This is a genomic window from Muriicola marianensis (assembly GCF_014638095.1).
Classification (GTDB): domain Bacteria; phylum Bacteroidota; class Bacteroidia; order Flavobacteriales; family Flavobacteriaceae; genus Muriicola; species Muriicola marianensis.
Genome location: NZ_BMFH01000001.1, coordinates 425397 through 439593, shown reverse-complemented (window position 1 = coordinate 439593; position 14197 = coordinate 425397). Strand labels below are relative to the sequence as shown.

The following is a 14197-nucleotide window of genomic DNA, read 5'->3' as shown; positions in this document are numbered from 1 at the left end:
TAGCCGTTTTGGTCTTACTACCTTTGCACCTTTAAAATGAAAACCATAGAAAACAGAAACATGGGAAAAGTAAAAGCGAATGATACCATTAGGGTACATTACACAGGAAAATTAACAGACGGGCAGGTATTCGACAGTTCACTGGAACGGGACCCCCTCGAAGTTACCCTGGGACAGGGCGCGTTGATCCCCGGATTTGAAAAGGGACTCATCGATATGCAGGTAAATGAGAACAAGACGATAACCATACCCAAAGAGGAAGCCTACGGGGAGGTCAGGGAGGAGTTGTTTCAAAAGGTGAACAAGAGCGATCTGCCTGAAGAGATCAACCCGGAAGTAGGAATGGGTCTTGTAGCCACAAGGCCTGACGGTTCTGAGCAACAGCTCAGGGTAGTAGACGTCAAGGAGGAACATATCGTTATCGACGCAAATCATCCCCTGGCAGGTCAGGACCTGATATTCGACCTGACATTGGTAGAAATTAAATAATACGGCAGTTCAAAAGTTTCGAAAAGCCTCGAGCCGGTTTTTGGGTTGGAGGCTTTTTTTATTTGTTAGAGGTCAGTGAGTACTCCATCAAAATAACAACGCGCCAAACAATTACCCCTTTACACCTGGATCAGGAAAATAGGTTAGCTGTTAGTTTTACAGGTGTAGGCTGACATCTACTTTCAACCTTCTTTGTACATTTACTTCAGTGAATACAGCAGAGCAACAAATCCCGTCGTCTGAAGATCTTACATCACGCTGGATCAAAAGAGCGGTCACGCTGGTTTTCGGCCTTATGGTTTGGCATGTACCCATTCCATGGGACCTTTCTGTAGATTCCTGGCACTTGTTCGCCATTTTTATTACTGCGATCGTCGGGGTACTGCTCGAAGCCCTATCCATCTTTACGGCTTCTGTCCTCGCCCTGGTAGCGGTGGTATTACTGGGTGTGCTCACCCCGGAAAAAGCCTTTTCTGGATTTTCGGAGAGCTTTATTCTATTAATACTGGCGGCATTTTTAGTGGCCAAAGGTGTAATAAAATCCGGATTGGGTAGGCGGATCGCATTTTTACTGATCAGAAGGTTTGGAAGGTCGACCCTCAACCTGGGATATTGTATTGTGGCTACGGATACACTGCTCGGCCCGGCTATCCCGAGTAACACAGCCAGGTCGGGGATACTGTTCCCCATCACCCATGCCCTGGCGCTGGACACCGGTTCTCTCCCCACTGAGGAGGGCAGAAAGAAGACCGGAACCTACCTGATGATGACGGCCATATCAGGGCACACCATCAGCTCAGCTTTGTGGTTTACAGGGATGGCGGCAAATCCCGTGGGAGCAGGTTTAGCAGCCCAATTCGGCGTGAATATGAATTTCGGCAACTGGTTCTTCGTGGCCTCTCTCCCTTGCTTAATTGCGCTTATTGCCATACCAATTGTCCTGTATAAGCTCTTCCCACCTGATCAAAAATACACCCCGGAAGCCCCGAAACATGCCAGGGAAGCCCTGGAAGAGATGGGACCAATGAGTCGAAAAGAATGGATCATGGGAATTACTTTTTTTGGAATGATCCTCTTATGGGCTTTTTCTCCTGTATTTAACATCAATCTGGCCATAGTTGCATTTTTAGGGCTATCTATTCTCATTCTCGCAAATGTGTACACGCTCGAAGATATACGGCAGGGTGCCGGAGATGCTTTGGAAACCTACGTTTGGTTCGCTATTCTCTACATGATGAGTTCGGCATTGAACGATATGGGCTTCATGAAGACTCTGGGGGCCCAGATCGCGACCCTCATCAGCGGTTACAACTGGGTTTCGGTATATGTTCTGCTTACGGTACTCTATATCCTTATACATTATCTGTTCGTCAGCCAAACTGCCCATCTGCTGGCTCTTTACGCCGTATTCCTGCAGGTTGCCGTAAATGCCGGCGTACCTGCTGCGCTGATGGCATTTATGCTGTCTTTCGCAACCAATTATTTTGCAGTGGTCTCTCCCCAGGCTTCGAGTTCCAATGTACTATTTGCAGGGAGCGGATTCCTTCCCTCTGATGATATATATAAACAGGGGGCTGTGGTTACGGTCCTGAATACGGCCATCTTTCTGCTAGCCACTCCCTGGATCTTGTGGGCTTCGTCTATATGACCCGTATTCTGAATACCCTTGGTTCCCCGACGACCGGTCTTGATATGGTATATTCCGTCGATTTTCAATATCTTGAGGTACAACAACATAACCATCATCATGAAAGATACTAGCCACCACGACGAGCGCATCGCCAAAATGTCCTTTGCCTCTGTCTATCCACATTACCTCTCCAAGGCCGAGAAAAAAGGGCGGACGAAAGAAGAACTACACCAGGTCATAACGTGGCTCACTGGCTTTGACGAACCTGCACTGACCTCGCTAATTGAAGAGAAAGCCTCTTTCGAGACCTTTTTTAATAAGGCACAACTGAATCCTAAAGCCGAAAAGATCAAAGGGGTCATTTGCGGGTACCGGGTTGAGGAAATTCAAAACCCGATCACCAGACAGGTGAGATACCTTGATAAGCTGGTGGATGAGCTGGCCAGGGGTAAGGCAATGGAAAAGATATTGCGTGAATAAATTTATTACTGAATCCCTTTGGGTCAGTTTTCAAAGGTAAATACTTCTCTATTTTGCCAAAAGATCACATGCCATGAGTACTGAATCTCATCTTACCATGCCACACAAGTTGACAAGCTGGATATTTGCGACTCTTTTTATTGCGATTGGCATCTTAAATATGGTTTATGTGCATTGGGTTCCGGGTGTCTTCTATCTGGGAGTAGCTGTATTATACTTGCCTGTAACCAATGCCTTTCTATTCAGAAACACAGGGCATGCTATCCCGATCTGGATCAAAGTCCTGGCAGGGTTGGTGATCCTCTGGGCGACCCTCGGAGTAGGAGACCTGATGGAGGTCTTTGAGGCATGGCTCAGGGAACGACGATAGAGTAAAATAGATTATAGCAGATCAAAATTGATAAAATTTATTAGACGGGGTCATGAATACCGAGGAGATCGTATCAGACTGGTTCCACAAATGGGAAAAAGGACACTACAGAGACCTTCCCCTGACCGATGATTTCCGGCATACGAGTCCGTTTGGGACCATAGAAGGAAAGGATGCGTATCTCAAGATCGTGGAAGAGAACAAGGATAAATTTTTAGGTCAGACCTTCGAGATCCATGATGGCTTTTACGGTGAGAATCACGCATGTGTACGGTATACAGCCAGACAGGGACCCGACTTCCTCCTGGACGTAAGTGAGTGGTACTACTTTGAAGGGGAACTCATCGACCGTATTGTAGCCTATTATCATATTGGGGAGATAAGGAGCGAACGGCAGCTCAAATCATAGTTCCGGTGTCATCTTTACAAAGAGTAATTCCCTTTGATACCATGACGGTGACTTCAACAATTGGTAACTTCGCGGGCAGACTAACAATAGAATCCCACAAAGAATGATAAAAGTTGCTGTTTTCAGTACCAAGCCCTATGACCAGGAGTATTTTGATCGATTTGCTGATAAGGGACAGTTACAATTTACCTATTTCGACTCACCACTAAATAAGGATACAGCCAATCTAGCTACCGGATTTGAGGTCATCTGTGTTTTTGTGAATGACAAGGTCGACCGGGAAACTGTCAGCCAGCTTGCTGAACTCGGGGTTCGACTGATCGCACTGCGTTGTGCGGGATACAATAACGTAGATCTCGATGCGGCAAAGGAAAAGGGCATCAGACTGGTCAGGGTGCCGGCCTATTCCCCTGAGGCCGTAGCAGAGCACGCCCTGGCACTGATCCTTACCCTGAACCGAAAAACACACAAGGCCTACAACCGGGTTAGGGAAGGGAATTTCTCCCTCAATAAACTCATGGGCTTTAACCTCCATAGAAAGACAGTAGGGGTGATAGGAACCGGTAAGATAGGGGCTACCTTTTGCAGGATCATGAAAGGTATGGGGTGTAAAGTACTGGCCTTCGATCTTTATCCGTCCCAAAAATTAATAGAAGAAGGAATACAATTCGGGTCAATTGATGAGGTCTTTCAACAGGCTGATATCATTTCTCTTCACTGTCCGCTAAATCCGGATACAAAGCACATGATCAACAGGGAATCCCTCTCGAAGATGAAACAAGGCATTATGATCATCAATACCAGCAGGGGTGCCCTGATCAACACTCCTGATATCCTGGAAGGTCTAGCGAGTAAGAAGGTTGGTTTTCTGGGGATAGATGTGTACGAACAAGAGGAGAACCTGTTCTTTAAAGACCTCTCTGAAATGATCATAGAAGACGATCTCATCCTCAGGCTGATCAGTTACCCCAATGTTCTGATAACTTCTCACCAGGCTTATTTTACCCGGGAGGCCATGGAAGAAATTACCCATACCACGATCGACAACATCAGGGAATATGCAGATGGAGAGAAACTGACAAACGAAGTGATTTAAAAACTTTTACTAATTTATTTGAGAGTACTGTTTAAAAAAGAGATCATGAAATTCAATTTAGCGGGTTCGTTCCTGCTGTTACTCCTCTTGGGATGTGCAGAATCTGAGAAAAAACGGGTCAGTTACTCCGAGGAGGCAGTAAATTCTCCCCAATTATTCGCGCCGGGAGTCATTTCAACTTCGGACCACAACGAATTCGATCTCTGTTTTACACCTGACGGAAAGACAATCTATTTTACCAGGCGTTTCCCCGGGGAAAAGCAAAAGATTTATACCTCGACCTTAGCCGAGGGCCAATGGTCGGCACCTGTCCTGGCCCCATTTTCAACAGACCGGGATGAGACACCTTTTATCACTCCTGACGGAAATACCCTGTATTTTGGTTCTCAAAGGGAAATCCCTGGAAAACCCAATCTGGGCGGTTTTGATATGAATGTCTGGAAAGTGGAAAAGACCCCTGAAGGCTGGTCTGAACCAGAACCTTTGCCCGATCCCGTAAACAAGGTTCAAATTGAAGGAGAGAACTGGCCGTCTTCTGTGAATAATTACTTTTTTACCCTCGACGGAATCACATTTTATTACACCACTATGGAAAGGGGATCTGCAGGGATCGATGTCTATAAAACCACAAAAGAAGACAAAGGTTTTTCTTTACCTGAGCGTATCGAAGGACTTTTTGAGAATGACAGTTTGTGGAAGTATTCCGCCTCTTTGTCTCCGGATGGTGAGTTTATGGTTTTTAATGTGTACGATGGGCCAGGGGGCTTTGGGGGGGATGACCTATATGTAAGCAAAAAGACTTCTTCAGGATGGTCAGGTGCTGTCAATATGGGGGAGATCGTGAACTCAGCGGGGGAGGAAGGCAGCGGGCGCTTTTCCCCGGATGGACGTTATTTTTTCTTTACCCATACCGATCCGCCGGTCGATGGAGAATATGAGCCCTGGAGTATCTATTTCCTTGAGACTGAATTCCTGAACCTTCAAGCCTTATTAAAAGAGCAAAGGTCCGGTGATCTTAATTAAAAAGTAATATTCACAAATGGGATGACCGCACTTGTGTAAACCGTTTCATCCGAATCGTAAAGCAGATTCACTTTAGCCCCAATAGAGATAGAGTTGGTGACATTCAGCCCGGCTCCCACGAACAAAGCGGAATCCCAGAATTTGTCAGTAGTATTTTCGGGTAAATTCTCGGTCTTGGTCTTCACCCGAAGCTGTGTGAACTCCAACAAAGTAGTTAGTTGCCTTACCGGTGTGTACTGAGAGATCAGGTTAAAACCGAAAGTCGTCGTGTTCTGCACATCCTTGATCCCTGTATAACTGCCCTGAAGTCCGCCTCCCAGGCTTATCGTATTGCTCACATCATAGATCAGGTTCGGGGCGATAAAAATATTTGTGCCGCCGACAAAATTCAGACCGAAGCCACATCCAAATTTTAAGCGTTTGTCTACGAGATCTGTACTGTCCTGAACCATGACGGTCGTGGATTGTGAAAATGACAGGTTGGAAACAAGCAGCAGAATTACTGCAACGGCGTAGGTGATAAAAGTGTTTTTCATGGGTGGGTTATTTTAGCTGTTCTGGAGTAAGTTACCGTTAATATGGATGGTAAGGTATCGAATTTTTGAAAATTGTCGTTTCTTCGAGGCCTGTAAGAAAGATACCCATTCAGGCGGCATCTAATACTTTTTGATCATGAGTCATGTAACAGAAGGTGAACTCAGTCCTGTTCTTAGGCATAACGAGCCGATAAAACTTATCGGGATGAGTCAGACAATGAGTCAGGCCGACTATAGTATTGGAGAGCTTTGGAGGCGATTTATGCCCAGGAGGAGGGAAATTAAAAATTCATTGTCGAAGAACCTGATCTCGATGACCCTGTATGATCAGGCGTATTTCAAGAAATACGATCCTGCCAGAAAATTTCAAAAATGGGCGGGGATGGCGGTGGCGGACCTCTCTGTAATTCCACACGACATGGAAACTTTTAAAATACCTGCAGGACTATATGCGGTGTTCCATTACAGGGGTCTTTCCACAGACAAATCCGTGTATCAATATATATTTGGAAGCTGGTTGCCTGCCTCCGGGTTCATCCTGGATAACAGGCCTCATTTTGAGGTATTAGGGGAGAACTACCGCAATAACGATCCCGATTCTGAAGAGGAGATATGGATTCCCATAGAGGCTTCTCCTCAAACTGTATAAATCAGACAATGAGTCCGTTTACAAAAATTCCGTAACTTTAGGTAAACGTACTGACAATCATGACCCTATCTTTCAAACGCATCGGATATATCTTCTTAGGTACCCTTCTACTGCTGTGTATTCCATTGATCGCCATGCAATTCAGTTCTGAAGTCGACTGGAATGCGTTCGATTTCCTCGTAGCAGGTATCTTACTGGCCAGCACGGCTTTTGTCTGTGACCTCGTTTGGAGGAATATTTCGAATGATACGTACAGGATCGTGTTGCTTATCGCAGCTCTCGTATTCTTCTTCTTGATCTGGGCAGAGTTGGCCGTAGGCATTTTCGGGACTCCTTTTGCGGGAAGTTAGATGACAAAATACGATCGATTTGCTAAAAACACTGGAGTACTTCGGTACCTGACCGATTTTCTAATTACTCCAGCTTTCAAGAGGACCTTCTATCTGTATGCTGTTCGTCTCTCAGAATGGTTCATACTTCTTTCCGTATACGTCCTATCTTCCCAGGTTACACAGGAAAAATTATGGCCAGAAAGTGCGCTTCCCGGTGGACCTGTAACGCTGGAAGAATCAAGGCTGGTAGACGCACTGCTCGCGGGTCCTACGGGGGTCTATACCTACGAAGGGGAACCGTTTAGCGGAAAGGCTATTGCATACTATGAAAACGGCCAGCAGAGGACCCTTAGGGAATTCAGAGATGGAATGAACCACGGGGCCTGGAAGGAATGGTATCCCAATGGAAAACTAAAACAGGTTCGCAATTTTGAACAGAACGAAGCCCTGGGGAATTGGATAAAATACTCACAGGATGGCAGCGTTTATGACACAGGGGATGACGACCACCTTTTCTACACTACTTTTTTTGCCCAGGATGTAGTACCCGAGGGATATGAAAGCACATCGCCTTCCTTTACTGCCTCGGGGGATACCCTGGTTCTGGCGCTATACAGGGAATGGGAACAAAAAAGTCCGTATATCGCTTATCGGAAGGAAGATACCTGGGAACTTCAAAGATTGTCCTTTACGGATACCCTCTATAATCTGGCTATCAATCCGGAGGGGAATCGAATCGTGTATAAACAATACGACGAGGTTGACGGGGAGAAGGTCTCCCGCGTCTTTGTTGTGGACAAGAAAGAATACGGTTGGGAAGATCCCGTAGAGGTAAAAACCCTTTTTAACCTCAATGCCGGCTACTTTCATTTTACACCGGACAATACCCTGTATTTTTTTGCCAGAAGCCCCAGAACGGGCATATATTACTCTCAACCCGGCAAGGCAAGAATTTATAAAAAACCAAGATGGCTGAGTGATCAGGTGGGTTTGGCAGACAGTGATTCCTTTGATGTGTTTATGCACCCCGGGAAAAAGAAACTAATTATTTCCCAGTACTACAACCAGGATACATACCCCGACAGGGGGGAAGTGGGGCTCTATTACTACGAAAAAAAAGGCAGATCCTGGGAGAGAGTAAAACGCCTTCCGCTGAGTTATGGCTGGGGCCCGACGATCCTCAGCGGAAGGAGATTCGTTTTTGTTCGAAAAGGCGGGATTCAAACCATAGACTTAAAAGAACTGGGGATCAACTGGTGATGAAAAAGGGCTTGCCGGAACAAATTTAGGGCGTACTTTTGCGCTATGGAACACTGGTACCATTATCCCCTGCTGGTCGTGGTAGGCTTTGTGGTGGGTTTTATCAACACCATAGCAGGAGGAGCTTCCCTGATATCCCTGCCCGTTCTTATATTCCTGGGCTTGCCGCCCTCCGTGGCTAACGGTACTAACCGTGTAGCAATCGCCTTCCAGACTGCCATAGGAGTAGCGGGATTCAAGAGCAAGGGCGTATCTACCTTCCCCTTCAATGTATACCTGGGAATAGCAGCACTCATGGGTTCTATCCTGGGCGCTTCTATAGCAGTGGATATCCGGGGGGAGACCTTTAATCGGATCCTGGCTATTATCATGATCGCCGTGGTACTGATCATCGTATTCAAGCCTAAGATCAGCCTGGAAAACGTGGAGGAACGGCTCACTGGAAAATACCTCTGGCTGGGGATGCTTGCCTTTTTCTTTATCGGGATTTACGGGGGATTTATCAATGCCGGGATCGGATTTGTCATCCTCTTGTTTCTTCATTACTTTCACAAGATGAGCCTGGTCAGGGCTAACGCCACTAAGGTCGCCGTGGTCTGCATCTACACCCTGGCAGCCCTGGCCGTCTTTGTTTTCAACGACAAAGTGATCTGGAAGGTGGGGGCTGTACTGGCCCTTGGTAACGGACTGGGGGCGTGGTTTTCGAGCCGGGTTTCTGTAAAGAAAGGGGATGGGTTCATCAAAACCTTCCTGGTGGTCATGGTTGTGCTGATGGCGATTAAATTGTGGTTTTTTACATAAGTATATGGACAGTATAGAACGATTAAAGTGGCGATATGCCGTTAAGAAATTCGACAGGGAGGCCATACTCCCGAAAGAGAAGATCGACCGCCTGATTCATGCGTTCAATCTGACTGCAACTTCATACGGATTACAGCCCATTAGACTTGTGGTTTTGCAAAATAAATCGAAGCAGGGTGAATTAGTAAAGCATTCTTATGGACAAAAACAGGTCGCACAGGCCTCTCATGTTCTCGTGATCTGTATAGAAACCAATGTAGACAAGGATTACATTACCCAATATTTCGAAAAGGTAAAATCTGTACGAGGAACCAGCGAAAAAATCCTGAACCCTTTCAGGGAGTCGCTCATCAATAGTTTCTCCAAAAAACATACAAAGGAAATAAAACAATGGGCCACGAACCAGGCCTACCTGGCAATGGGAAACTTGCTCACAGTTTGTGCGGTGGAAGGAATAGACGCTTGCCCTATGGAAGGGTTTGATCCTTCGGCCTATGACGAATTTTTGGAGCTCAATTCCATGCACCTGTCTTCTGTGCTGGTTCTCCCGGTAGGGAAACGGGCAGATGACGATTTCTTTTCCGGATTGAAGAAGGTGAGGCGGGATCTCGAAGAAACCATTATACGGATAGAATAAAATGCCTGGATTTGAGATGTTCGGTGCCCTGGAAAGGGCTGAGGTACAGGATGTGCTCGACTCCGGGGTGCTGATGCGCTACGGGTTCGACGGGATGCGCAACGGCCACTGGAAAGCGAGGGAATTGGAACAGGCCCTGGCCAGTCGCATGAATACCCGTTTTGCCCAGACCGTGAGCAGTGGAACAGCTGCCCTGACGGTTGCCCTGGCGAGCGCAGGGGTTGGTGCCGGAGATGAAGTGATCATCCCCACCTTTACCTTTGTGGCCAGTTTTGAAGCTGTCCTCGCTCTGGGTGCCATCCCCGTCCTCACTGATATTGACGATACCCTCTGTTTGGATCCAGCAGCCGTTGAAAAAGCCATTACAGATCGCACAAAGGCCGTCATGCCTGTGCATATGTGCGGTTCTATGGCCGACCTGAAACCTCTTAGTGCCATTTGTAAAAAACACGACCTCCTGCTGATTGAAGATGCCTGCCAGGCGATTGGAGGCAGTTATGAGGGAAAACCCCTCGGCAGCTATGGAGATGTTGGATGCTTCTCGTTCGACTATGTGAAGACAATCACCTGTGGGGAAGGGGGCGGACTCATCACAGACAACGAGACCTTTTATCGAAATGCAGACCATTACTCAGACCACGGACACGACCATGTGGGGAAAGATCGAGGGGCTGAATCGCACCCTTTCCTGGGCTATAACTTCAGGATCTCCGAGCTAAATGCTGCGGTAGGAGTAGCACAGATCAAGAGGCTGGACGACTTTCTCAGGATACAGGAGAACCACTACCACATCCTGGAAGAGAACCTTGCCGGTCTGAAAGGTATCACGATGAGGAAAGTTCCAGAAACAGGGGTTCAGAATTACTCCTTCATGAATTTCTTCCTGCCTTCTGAGGCGTTGGCCAGAAAAGCTCAAAAGGCGCTGGTAGCTGAGGGTATCGACGGATGTTTTTATTGGTACGACAACAACTGGCACTATTACCGCAAATGGGAACACCTGACCGGACTCAAGTCTCTGGGGCCTGTCAGCAGGGATGTAGAGCTCAGGTTGTCCGGATTAAAAAACAGGACATTTCCCAAATCAGATCACTGGATGGGCCGTAATCTTTCCTGCCTGGTCAAACTAGGATGGAGCAGGGAAGAAGCTGCGCAAAGGGGTGAAAAAATGAAGGAAGTACTGAGTAAGATTTTGAGTTCCGCCTAATACGGTACGTATTCCACGATTTCCAGGCCGTAGCCAACGATTCCCACCCGTTTGGTCTGACCGCTGTTGGTGAGGATTCGCATCTTGCAGATATGCAGGTCGTGCAGTATCTGCGCCCCTATCCCGAAATCTTTGGTATCCATATCGATCCCTGGTGCCTTCATGATCCCTTTGGCCTGATTTTCCTTCAGCCCTTTGAGTCGGTTCAGCAGGTTAAGGGATTCACTGGTCTGATTGATAAAGACAATGGCTCCAGTCCCTTCGTTGTTGATCGCCTTGAACATATCATCGAGCTTTTTCTCCGCGTTGTTGGTCAAGGTACCCAGGATATCATTGTTGACCAGGGTGGAATTTATCCTCGTAAGCACGGCATCGTTTCGTTTCCAAAACCCCTTGGTAAGGGCTATATGAACCTGTTCGTTGGTGGTCTGCTGATAGGCGTGGAGAGTGAATTTTCCAAAACGGGTCTCCACATCGAAACATTCCTTTTTCACGATGAGACTGTCATGCTGCATCCTGTAGGCCACCAGATCTTCTATTGAGATGAGTTTCAGGTCGAATTTCCGGGCTACCTCTGCTAAATGGGGCAGCCTCGCCATGGTTCCGTCCTCATTGAGTATCTCAACCAGTATCCCTGCAGGTTGGAACCCTGCTAGCCTGGCCAGGTCAACGGCTGCTTCCGTATGCCCTGTCCGCCTGAGCACGCCCCCATTCTTAGCCCTCAGAGGGAAGATATGGCCTGGTCTGCCCAATTCGTGGGCTTTGGTTTCGGGGTCTACAAGTGCCTTGATGGTCTTAGCCCGGTCGTGAACCGAAATACCGGTGGTACATCCGTGTCCGATAAGGTCTACGGAAACCGTGAATTGTGTATGGTGCATGACCGTATTGTTCTGCACCATCATGGTCAGGTCCAGTTCTTCACATCGCTTCTCGGTCAGGGGGGTACATATCAATCCCCGACCGTGCTTGGCCATAAAATTGATCATCTCAGGGCTCACCATTTCTGCCGCAGCGATGAAATCCCCTTCATTTTCCCTGTTCTCATCGTCTACCACGATCACCACCTTACCCTGGCGGATGTCCTCAATGGCCTCTTCGATCGTATTTAGTTGTATTTTCTTTTCCTTGCTAACCGTCATTTGGTCTTGCGTTTAAATCTTTTTTTAATTCCCTCCGAGATCGTGTCCCAAACATGTCCGAAACTCATCAATCCCTTGTCTGCCGTGGCCCTCCGGGTGAGAAATATCCCCAAAGGTAACATTATTAAGGTAGATAGCCACGCTCCGAGCACCGGATGGATGTTCCCTTCCTTAGCGTAATTGCCGGCAAACACCCCAATAAAATAATAAGCGAGGAATAGTACGATGGCGATTACCATTGGCAGCCCGAGTCCGCCTTTCCGGATGATCGCCCCCAGGGGAGCCCCCACAAAGAACAGGATGATGCATGACAGCGCCAGGGCGTATTTTTTGTGGAGGGAAAGGATGTGCATATTGTAGATCTTGTATTTATTCTCGATGTCCTGTTTCTTTCCGCTTACCGAGTTCAGGATGTTGGAAATGGCATTGGAGGCAGAGCTGATTATCTGCCGCTGCTGGTAATCATGGTATAGTCTGAGGACTTCTGTCGTATTGGTTACGGAATCCAAGGCCTGGTTGGAAGCCGGCAGGGAGTCCCTTTGAGGAGCCGTATAGGTTTGTGTAGTGCTCAGAGAGTCATTTTCTGCTAATGGGGCAAAGGCGCCCAGCCTGGTCACGATGTTCTTGGAAAATGCCCCTACAACCGTCAGATTGTTCTCCCGAATGGAATCGATGTCTTTCCTGAGGCGGGAGATGTTCTTCATCTTGTCTGTCCGGATATTGCGTTCTTCCTCCAGATCCTGGGTGTTCTCAGGGACTTCTATATTGATGGTGTAGGTATCGAACTCCGCCTTGGCAAATGGAAAGTGCTTGCGGTCTTCGGCTGAATTGGGGACCAGTTCCTCGTAATAGTGTCCGTCTGAAAGTACAAGTTGAATGATGTCCGATTCCTCACTGCTTATCAACTCTCCTGAATTGGCCTTGATCACTGTATTGTTCTTCTGGAGGTTCGATTTCTTGTGGATGATCACATTTTGCAGGTATTTGTCGTTCTCCCCGAATTTGTTGTCAACCTTGATGTTCATCCCCTCAAAGTCACTGAACACACCTTCTTCAATCACCGCTGCCGGTTTCACTTTGGCAATATTCCGGCGAAGGTTGTAGATCTTCTGTTCTGAGGCCGGGATGACCGTATTGGCAAAATAAAAGGTCACCCCTCCGAGAAAGGTAACCAGGATGATCAGGCTCAGCATAGAGCGCTGCAGGGAGATCCCGGAAGCCTTCATGGCAGCAAATTCGTAATTCTCCGCGAAGGCACCGAAGGTGAGAATGGAAGACAATAATACCGTGAGCGGAAGGACCTTTTCGGTCAGGTTGGGCATCAGGTAAAAAAGGAATTTCCCGATGATGATGATGTCCAGGCCTTTCCCGGCGATATCGTCAATAAAGAGCCAGATCGTCTGGAAGATGAAAATGAACATCAGGATCACAAACGAACTGAAGAAGTTGTACAGGAACCGACTGAGAATATACTGGTCTAGGATCCTCAAGATGCTAGTTTCTTATGATATAGTAGCCTTCGTCTTTGTATTTGGCCTCGTTAAAAGTAAACAAGGTTTTTGACAACGGTTGGTCAGTTTTAAAAGAATTAACAGTTATGGTGGTCTTGGTGCCGTTCTTCCCCGTTTCGATGAGCTTGTAGATATGCTTAGTCTGAGCATCGATTCCAAGAAGGATATTAGAGATCTCAGAATGTGTATCGATAGGAGTTAATTTCACATACTGTATTTTTCTCCCCTGCACATTCTGAAGGATATCCCAGGCGTAGTTGTATCCTTTTTTATAGAAGGTCAGCAATTTGGAGGGGGTGATGGTATTTTCATCATCCGACTGGTCTTCTATGGTCACTTCCTCATTTTCGGGTACGATGGTGTAGACCTTTTTTCCGTCAAACAGTTGCTGTGACCCCAGGTAGTTAAAGAGGTACTTTTCTCCCTGCAGGGTGACATCCCCCCGGGTTTCCTGGTTGATATTAGCCTCTTTGTTCTCCAGGGTATACTTAAAAGTCACCTCGATGTTGTTATAACTCTGCACCTTGTTGTACACCTCGTCGAGCAATGCTTTGGCCTTGACGGCATCCTGGGCAAACACTTGGCTTCCCAATAAAAGGATCAGGGTCAGTATACTAATTTTTTTCATGTC

At 47.2% G+C, this 14197-nt stretch carries 17 protein-coding genes; 13 read left to right on the top strand and 4 right to left on the bottom strand.

Going from position 1 to position 14197, the window contains the following annotated elements; all coding sequences use genetic code 11:
• Positions 1-60 precede the first annotated feature (60 nt).
• From IEV19_RS02090 to IEV19_RS02060, 7 genes are all read left to right on the top strand, one after another.
• On the top strand, positions 61-489 hold the full coding sequence (locus IEV19_RS02090) for an FKBP-type peptidyl-prolyl cis-trans isomerase (protein WP_188369048.1): 429 nt from the start codon (positions 61-63) through the stop codon (positions 487-489).
• Between the two features lie 208 nt (positions 490-697).
• On the top strand, positions 698-2137 hold the full coding sequence (locus IEV19_RS02085) for a DASS family sodium-coupled anion symporter (RefSeq protein ID WP_229732453.1): 1440 nt from the start codon (positions 698-700) through the stop codon (positions 2135-2137).
• A 99-nt stretch (positions 2138-2236) separates the two neighbouring features.
• A complete protein-coding gene (locus IEV19_RS02080; protein ID WP_188369047.1) occupies positions 2237-2599 on the top strand; it encodes a DUF2200 domain-containing protein in 363 nt (120 codons plus the stop codon).
• Positions 2600-2672: 73 nt separating this feature from the next.
• Positions 2673-2969, top strand: a complete 297-nt coding sequence (locus IEV19_RS02075; RefSeq protein ID WP_188369046.1) for a hypothetical protein — start codon at positions 2673-2675, stop codon at positions 2967-2969.
• Positions 2970-3021: 52 nt separating this feature from the next.
• On the top strand, positions 3022-3378 hold the full coding sequence (locus IEV19_RS02070; RefSeq protein ID WP_188369045.1) for a nuclear transport factor 2 family protein: 357 nt from the start codon (positions 3022-3024) through the stop codon (positions 3376-3378).
• A 106-nt stretch (positions 3379-3484) separates the two neighbouring features.
• Entirely contained in the window at positions 3485-4474 is a 990-nt protein-coding gene (locus tag IEV19_RS02065; RefSeq protein ID WP_188370699.1) for a 2-hydroxyacid dehydrogenase, read from the top strand.
• A 45-nt stretch (positions 4475-4519) separates the two neighbouring features.
• Positions 4520-5497, top strand: coding sequence for a TolB-like translocation protein (locus IEV19_RS02060; protein ID WP_188369044.1), 978 nt, complete (start codon positions 4520-4522; stop codon positions 5495-5497).
• Here the strand turns inward: IEV19_RS02060 and IEV19_RS02055 are convergent.
• Positions 5494-6033 (bottom strand): hypothetical protein, encoded by a 540-nt coding sequence (locus tag IEV19_RS02055; RefSeq protein ID WP_188369043.1) that lies wholly within the window; start codon positions 6031-6033, stop codon positions 5494-5496. The genes IEV19_RS02060 and IEV19_RS02055 overlap by 4 nt on opposite strands.
• Positions 6034-6169: 136 nt before the next feature.
• On the opposite strand from IEV19_RS02055, the gene IEV19_RS02050 reads away from it, so the two are divergent.
• The 6 genes from IEV19_RS02050 to IEV19_RS02025 are packed head-to-tail and all read left to right on the top strand — an operon-like array spanning position 6170 to position 10916.
• A complete protein-coding gene (locus IEV19_RS02050) occupies positions 6170-6682 on the top strand; it encodes a GyrI-like domain-containing protein (protein ID WP_188369042.1) in 513 nt (170 codons plus the stop codon).
• A 59-nt stretch (positions 6683-6741) separates the two neighbouring features.
• The gene (locus IEV19_RS02045) at positions 6742-7032 is read left to right on the top strand and encodes a hypothetical protein (RefSeq protein ID WP_188369041.1); all 291 of its coding nucleotides are present in this window, start codon (positions 6742-6744) and stop codon (positions 7030-7032) included.
• Positions 7033-8274 carry a toxin-antitoxin system YwqK family antitoxin gene (locus tag IEV19_RS02040; RefSeq protein WP_188369040.1) on the top strand — a complete coding sequence of 414 codons (1242 nt, stop codon included), beginning with the start codon at positions 7033-7035 and terminating at the stop codon, positions 8272-8274.
• A gap of 45 nt (positions 8275-8319) precedes the next feature.
• Positions 8320-9075, top strand: a complete 756-nt coding sequence (locus IEV19_RS02035) for a sulfite exporter TauE/SafE family protein (protein WP_188369039.1) — start codon at positions 8320-8322, stop codon at positions 9073-9075.
• Between the two features lie 4 nt (positions 9076-9079).
• Positions 9080-9712: a nitroreductase family protein gene (locus IEV19_RS02030; protein WP_188369038.1), complete on the top strand. Its 633-nt coding sequence runs from the start codon at positions 9080-9082 to the stop codon at positions 9710-9712.
• A gap of 1 nt (position 9713) precedes the next feature.
• On the top strand, positions 9714-10916 hold the full coding sequence (locus tag IEV19_RS02025; protein WP_188369037.1) for a DegT/DnrJ/EryC1/StrS family aminotransferase: 1203 nt from the start codon (positions 9714-9716) through the stop codon (positions 10914-10916).
• Here the strand turns inward: IEV19_RS02025 and ribB are convergent.
• The 3 genes from ribB to lolA1 all read right to left on the bottom strand — a co-directional run bounded on the left by ribB (position 10913) and on the right by lolA1 (position 14194).
• A complete protein-coding gene (gene ribB / locus IEV19_RS02020) occupies positions 10913-12055 on the bottom strand; it encodes a 3,4-dihydroxy-2-butanone-4-phosphate synthase (RefSeq protein WP_188369036.1) in 1143 nt (380 codons plus the stop codon). The two genes, IEV19_RS02025 and ribB, sit on opposite strands and share 4 nt — an antisense overlap.
• Complete coding sequence (locus IEV19_RS02015; RefSeq protein WP_373284824.1) at positions 12052-13476, bottom strand: LptF/LptG family permease; 1425 nt, start codon at positions 13474-13476, stop codon at positions 12052-12054. Before IEV19_RS02015 ends, ribB begins: the two co-directional genes overlap by 4 nt.
• 73 nt (positions 13477-13549) lie before the next feature.
• On the bottom strand, positions 13550-14194 hold the full coding sequence (lolA1, locus tag IEV19_RS02010) for an outer membrane lipoprotein periplasmic chaperone LolA1 (RefSeq protein ID WP_188369034.1): 645 nt from the start codon (positions 14192-14194) through the stop codon (positions 13550-13552).
• Positions 14195-14197: the final 3 nt, after the last annotated feature.

Coding starts and splice junctions, on each gene's coding strand:
- IEV19_RS02030 (WP_188369038.1), top strand. CDS start 9,080: ATGGACAGTATAGAACGATTAAAGTGGCGATATGCCGTTAAGAAATTC.
- IEV19_RS02090 (WP_188369048.1), top strand. CDS start 61: ATGGGAAAAGTAAAAGCGAATGATACCATTAGGGTACATTACACAGGA.
- lolA1 (WP_188369034.1), bottom strand. CDS start 14,194: ATGAAAAAAATTAGTATACTGACCCTGATCCTTTTATTGGGAAGCCAA.
- IEV19_RS02025 (WP_188369037.1), top strand. CDS start 9,714: ATGCCTGGATTTGAGATGTTCGGTGCCCTGGAAAGGGCTGAGGTACAG.
- IEV19_RS02075 (WP_188369046.1), top strand. CDS start 2,673: ATGAGTACTGAATCTCATCTTACCATGCCACACAAGTTGACAAGCTGG.
- IEV19_RS02040 (WP_188369040.1), top strand. CDS start 7,033: ATGACAAAATACGATCGATTTGCTAAAAACACTGGAGTACTTCGGTAC.
- IEV19_RS02055 (WP_188369043.1), bottom strand. CDS start 6,033: ATGAAAAACACTTTTATCACCTACGCCGTTGCAGTAATTCTGCTGCTT.
- IEV19_RS02080 (WP_188369047.1), top strand. CDS start 2,237: ATGAAAGATACTAGCCACCACGACGAGCGCATCGCCAAAATGTCCTTT.
- IEV19_RS02060 (WP_188369044.1), top strand. CDS start 4,520: ATGAAATTCAATTTAGCGGGTTCGTTCCTGCTGTTACTCCTCTTGGGA.
- IEV19_RS02050 (WP_188369042.1), top strand. CDS start 6,170: ATGAGTCATGTAACAGAAGGTGAACTCAGTCCTGTTCTTAGGCATAAC.
- IEV19_RS02015 (WP_373284824.1), bottom strand. CDS start 13,476: ATGTTCATTTTCATCTTCCAGACGATCTGGCTCTTTATTGACGATATC.
- IEV19_RS02070 (WP_188369045.1), top strand. CDS start 3,022: ATGAATACCGAGGAGATCGTATCAGACTGGTTCCACAAATGGGAAAAA.
- IEV19_RS02035 (WP_188369039.1), top strand. CDS start 8,320: ATGGAACACTGGTACCATTATCCCCTGCTGGTCGTGGTAGGCTTTGTG.
- ribB (WP_188369036.1), bottom strand. CDS start 12,055: ATGACGGTTAGCAAGGAAAAGAAAATACAACTAAATACGATCGAAGAG.
- IEV19_RS02045 (WP_188369041.1), top strand. CDS start 6,742: ATGACCCTATCTTTCAAACGCATCGGATATATCTTCTTAGGTACCCTT.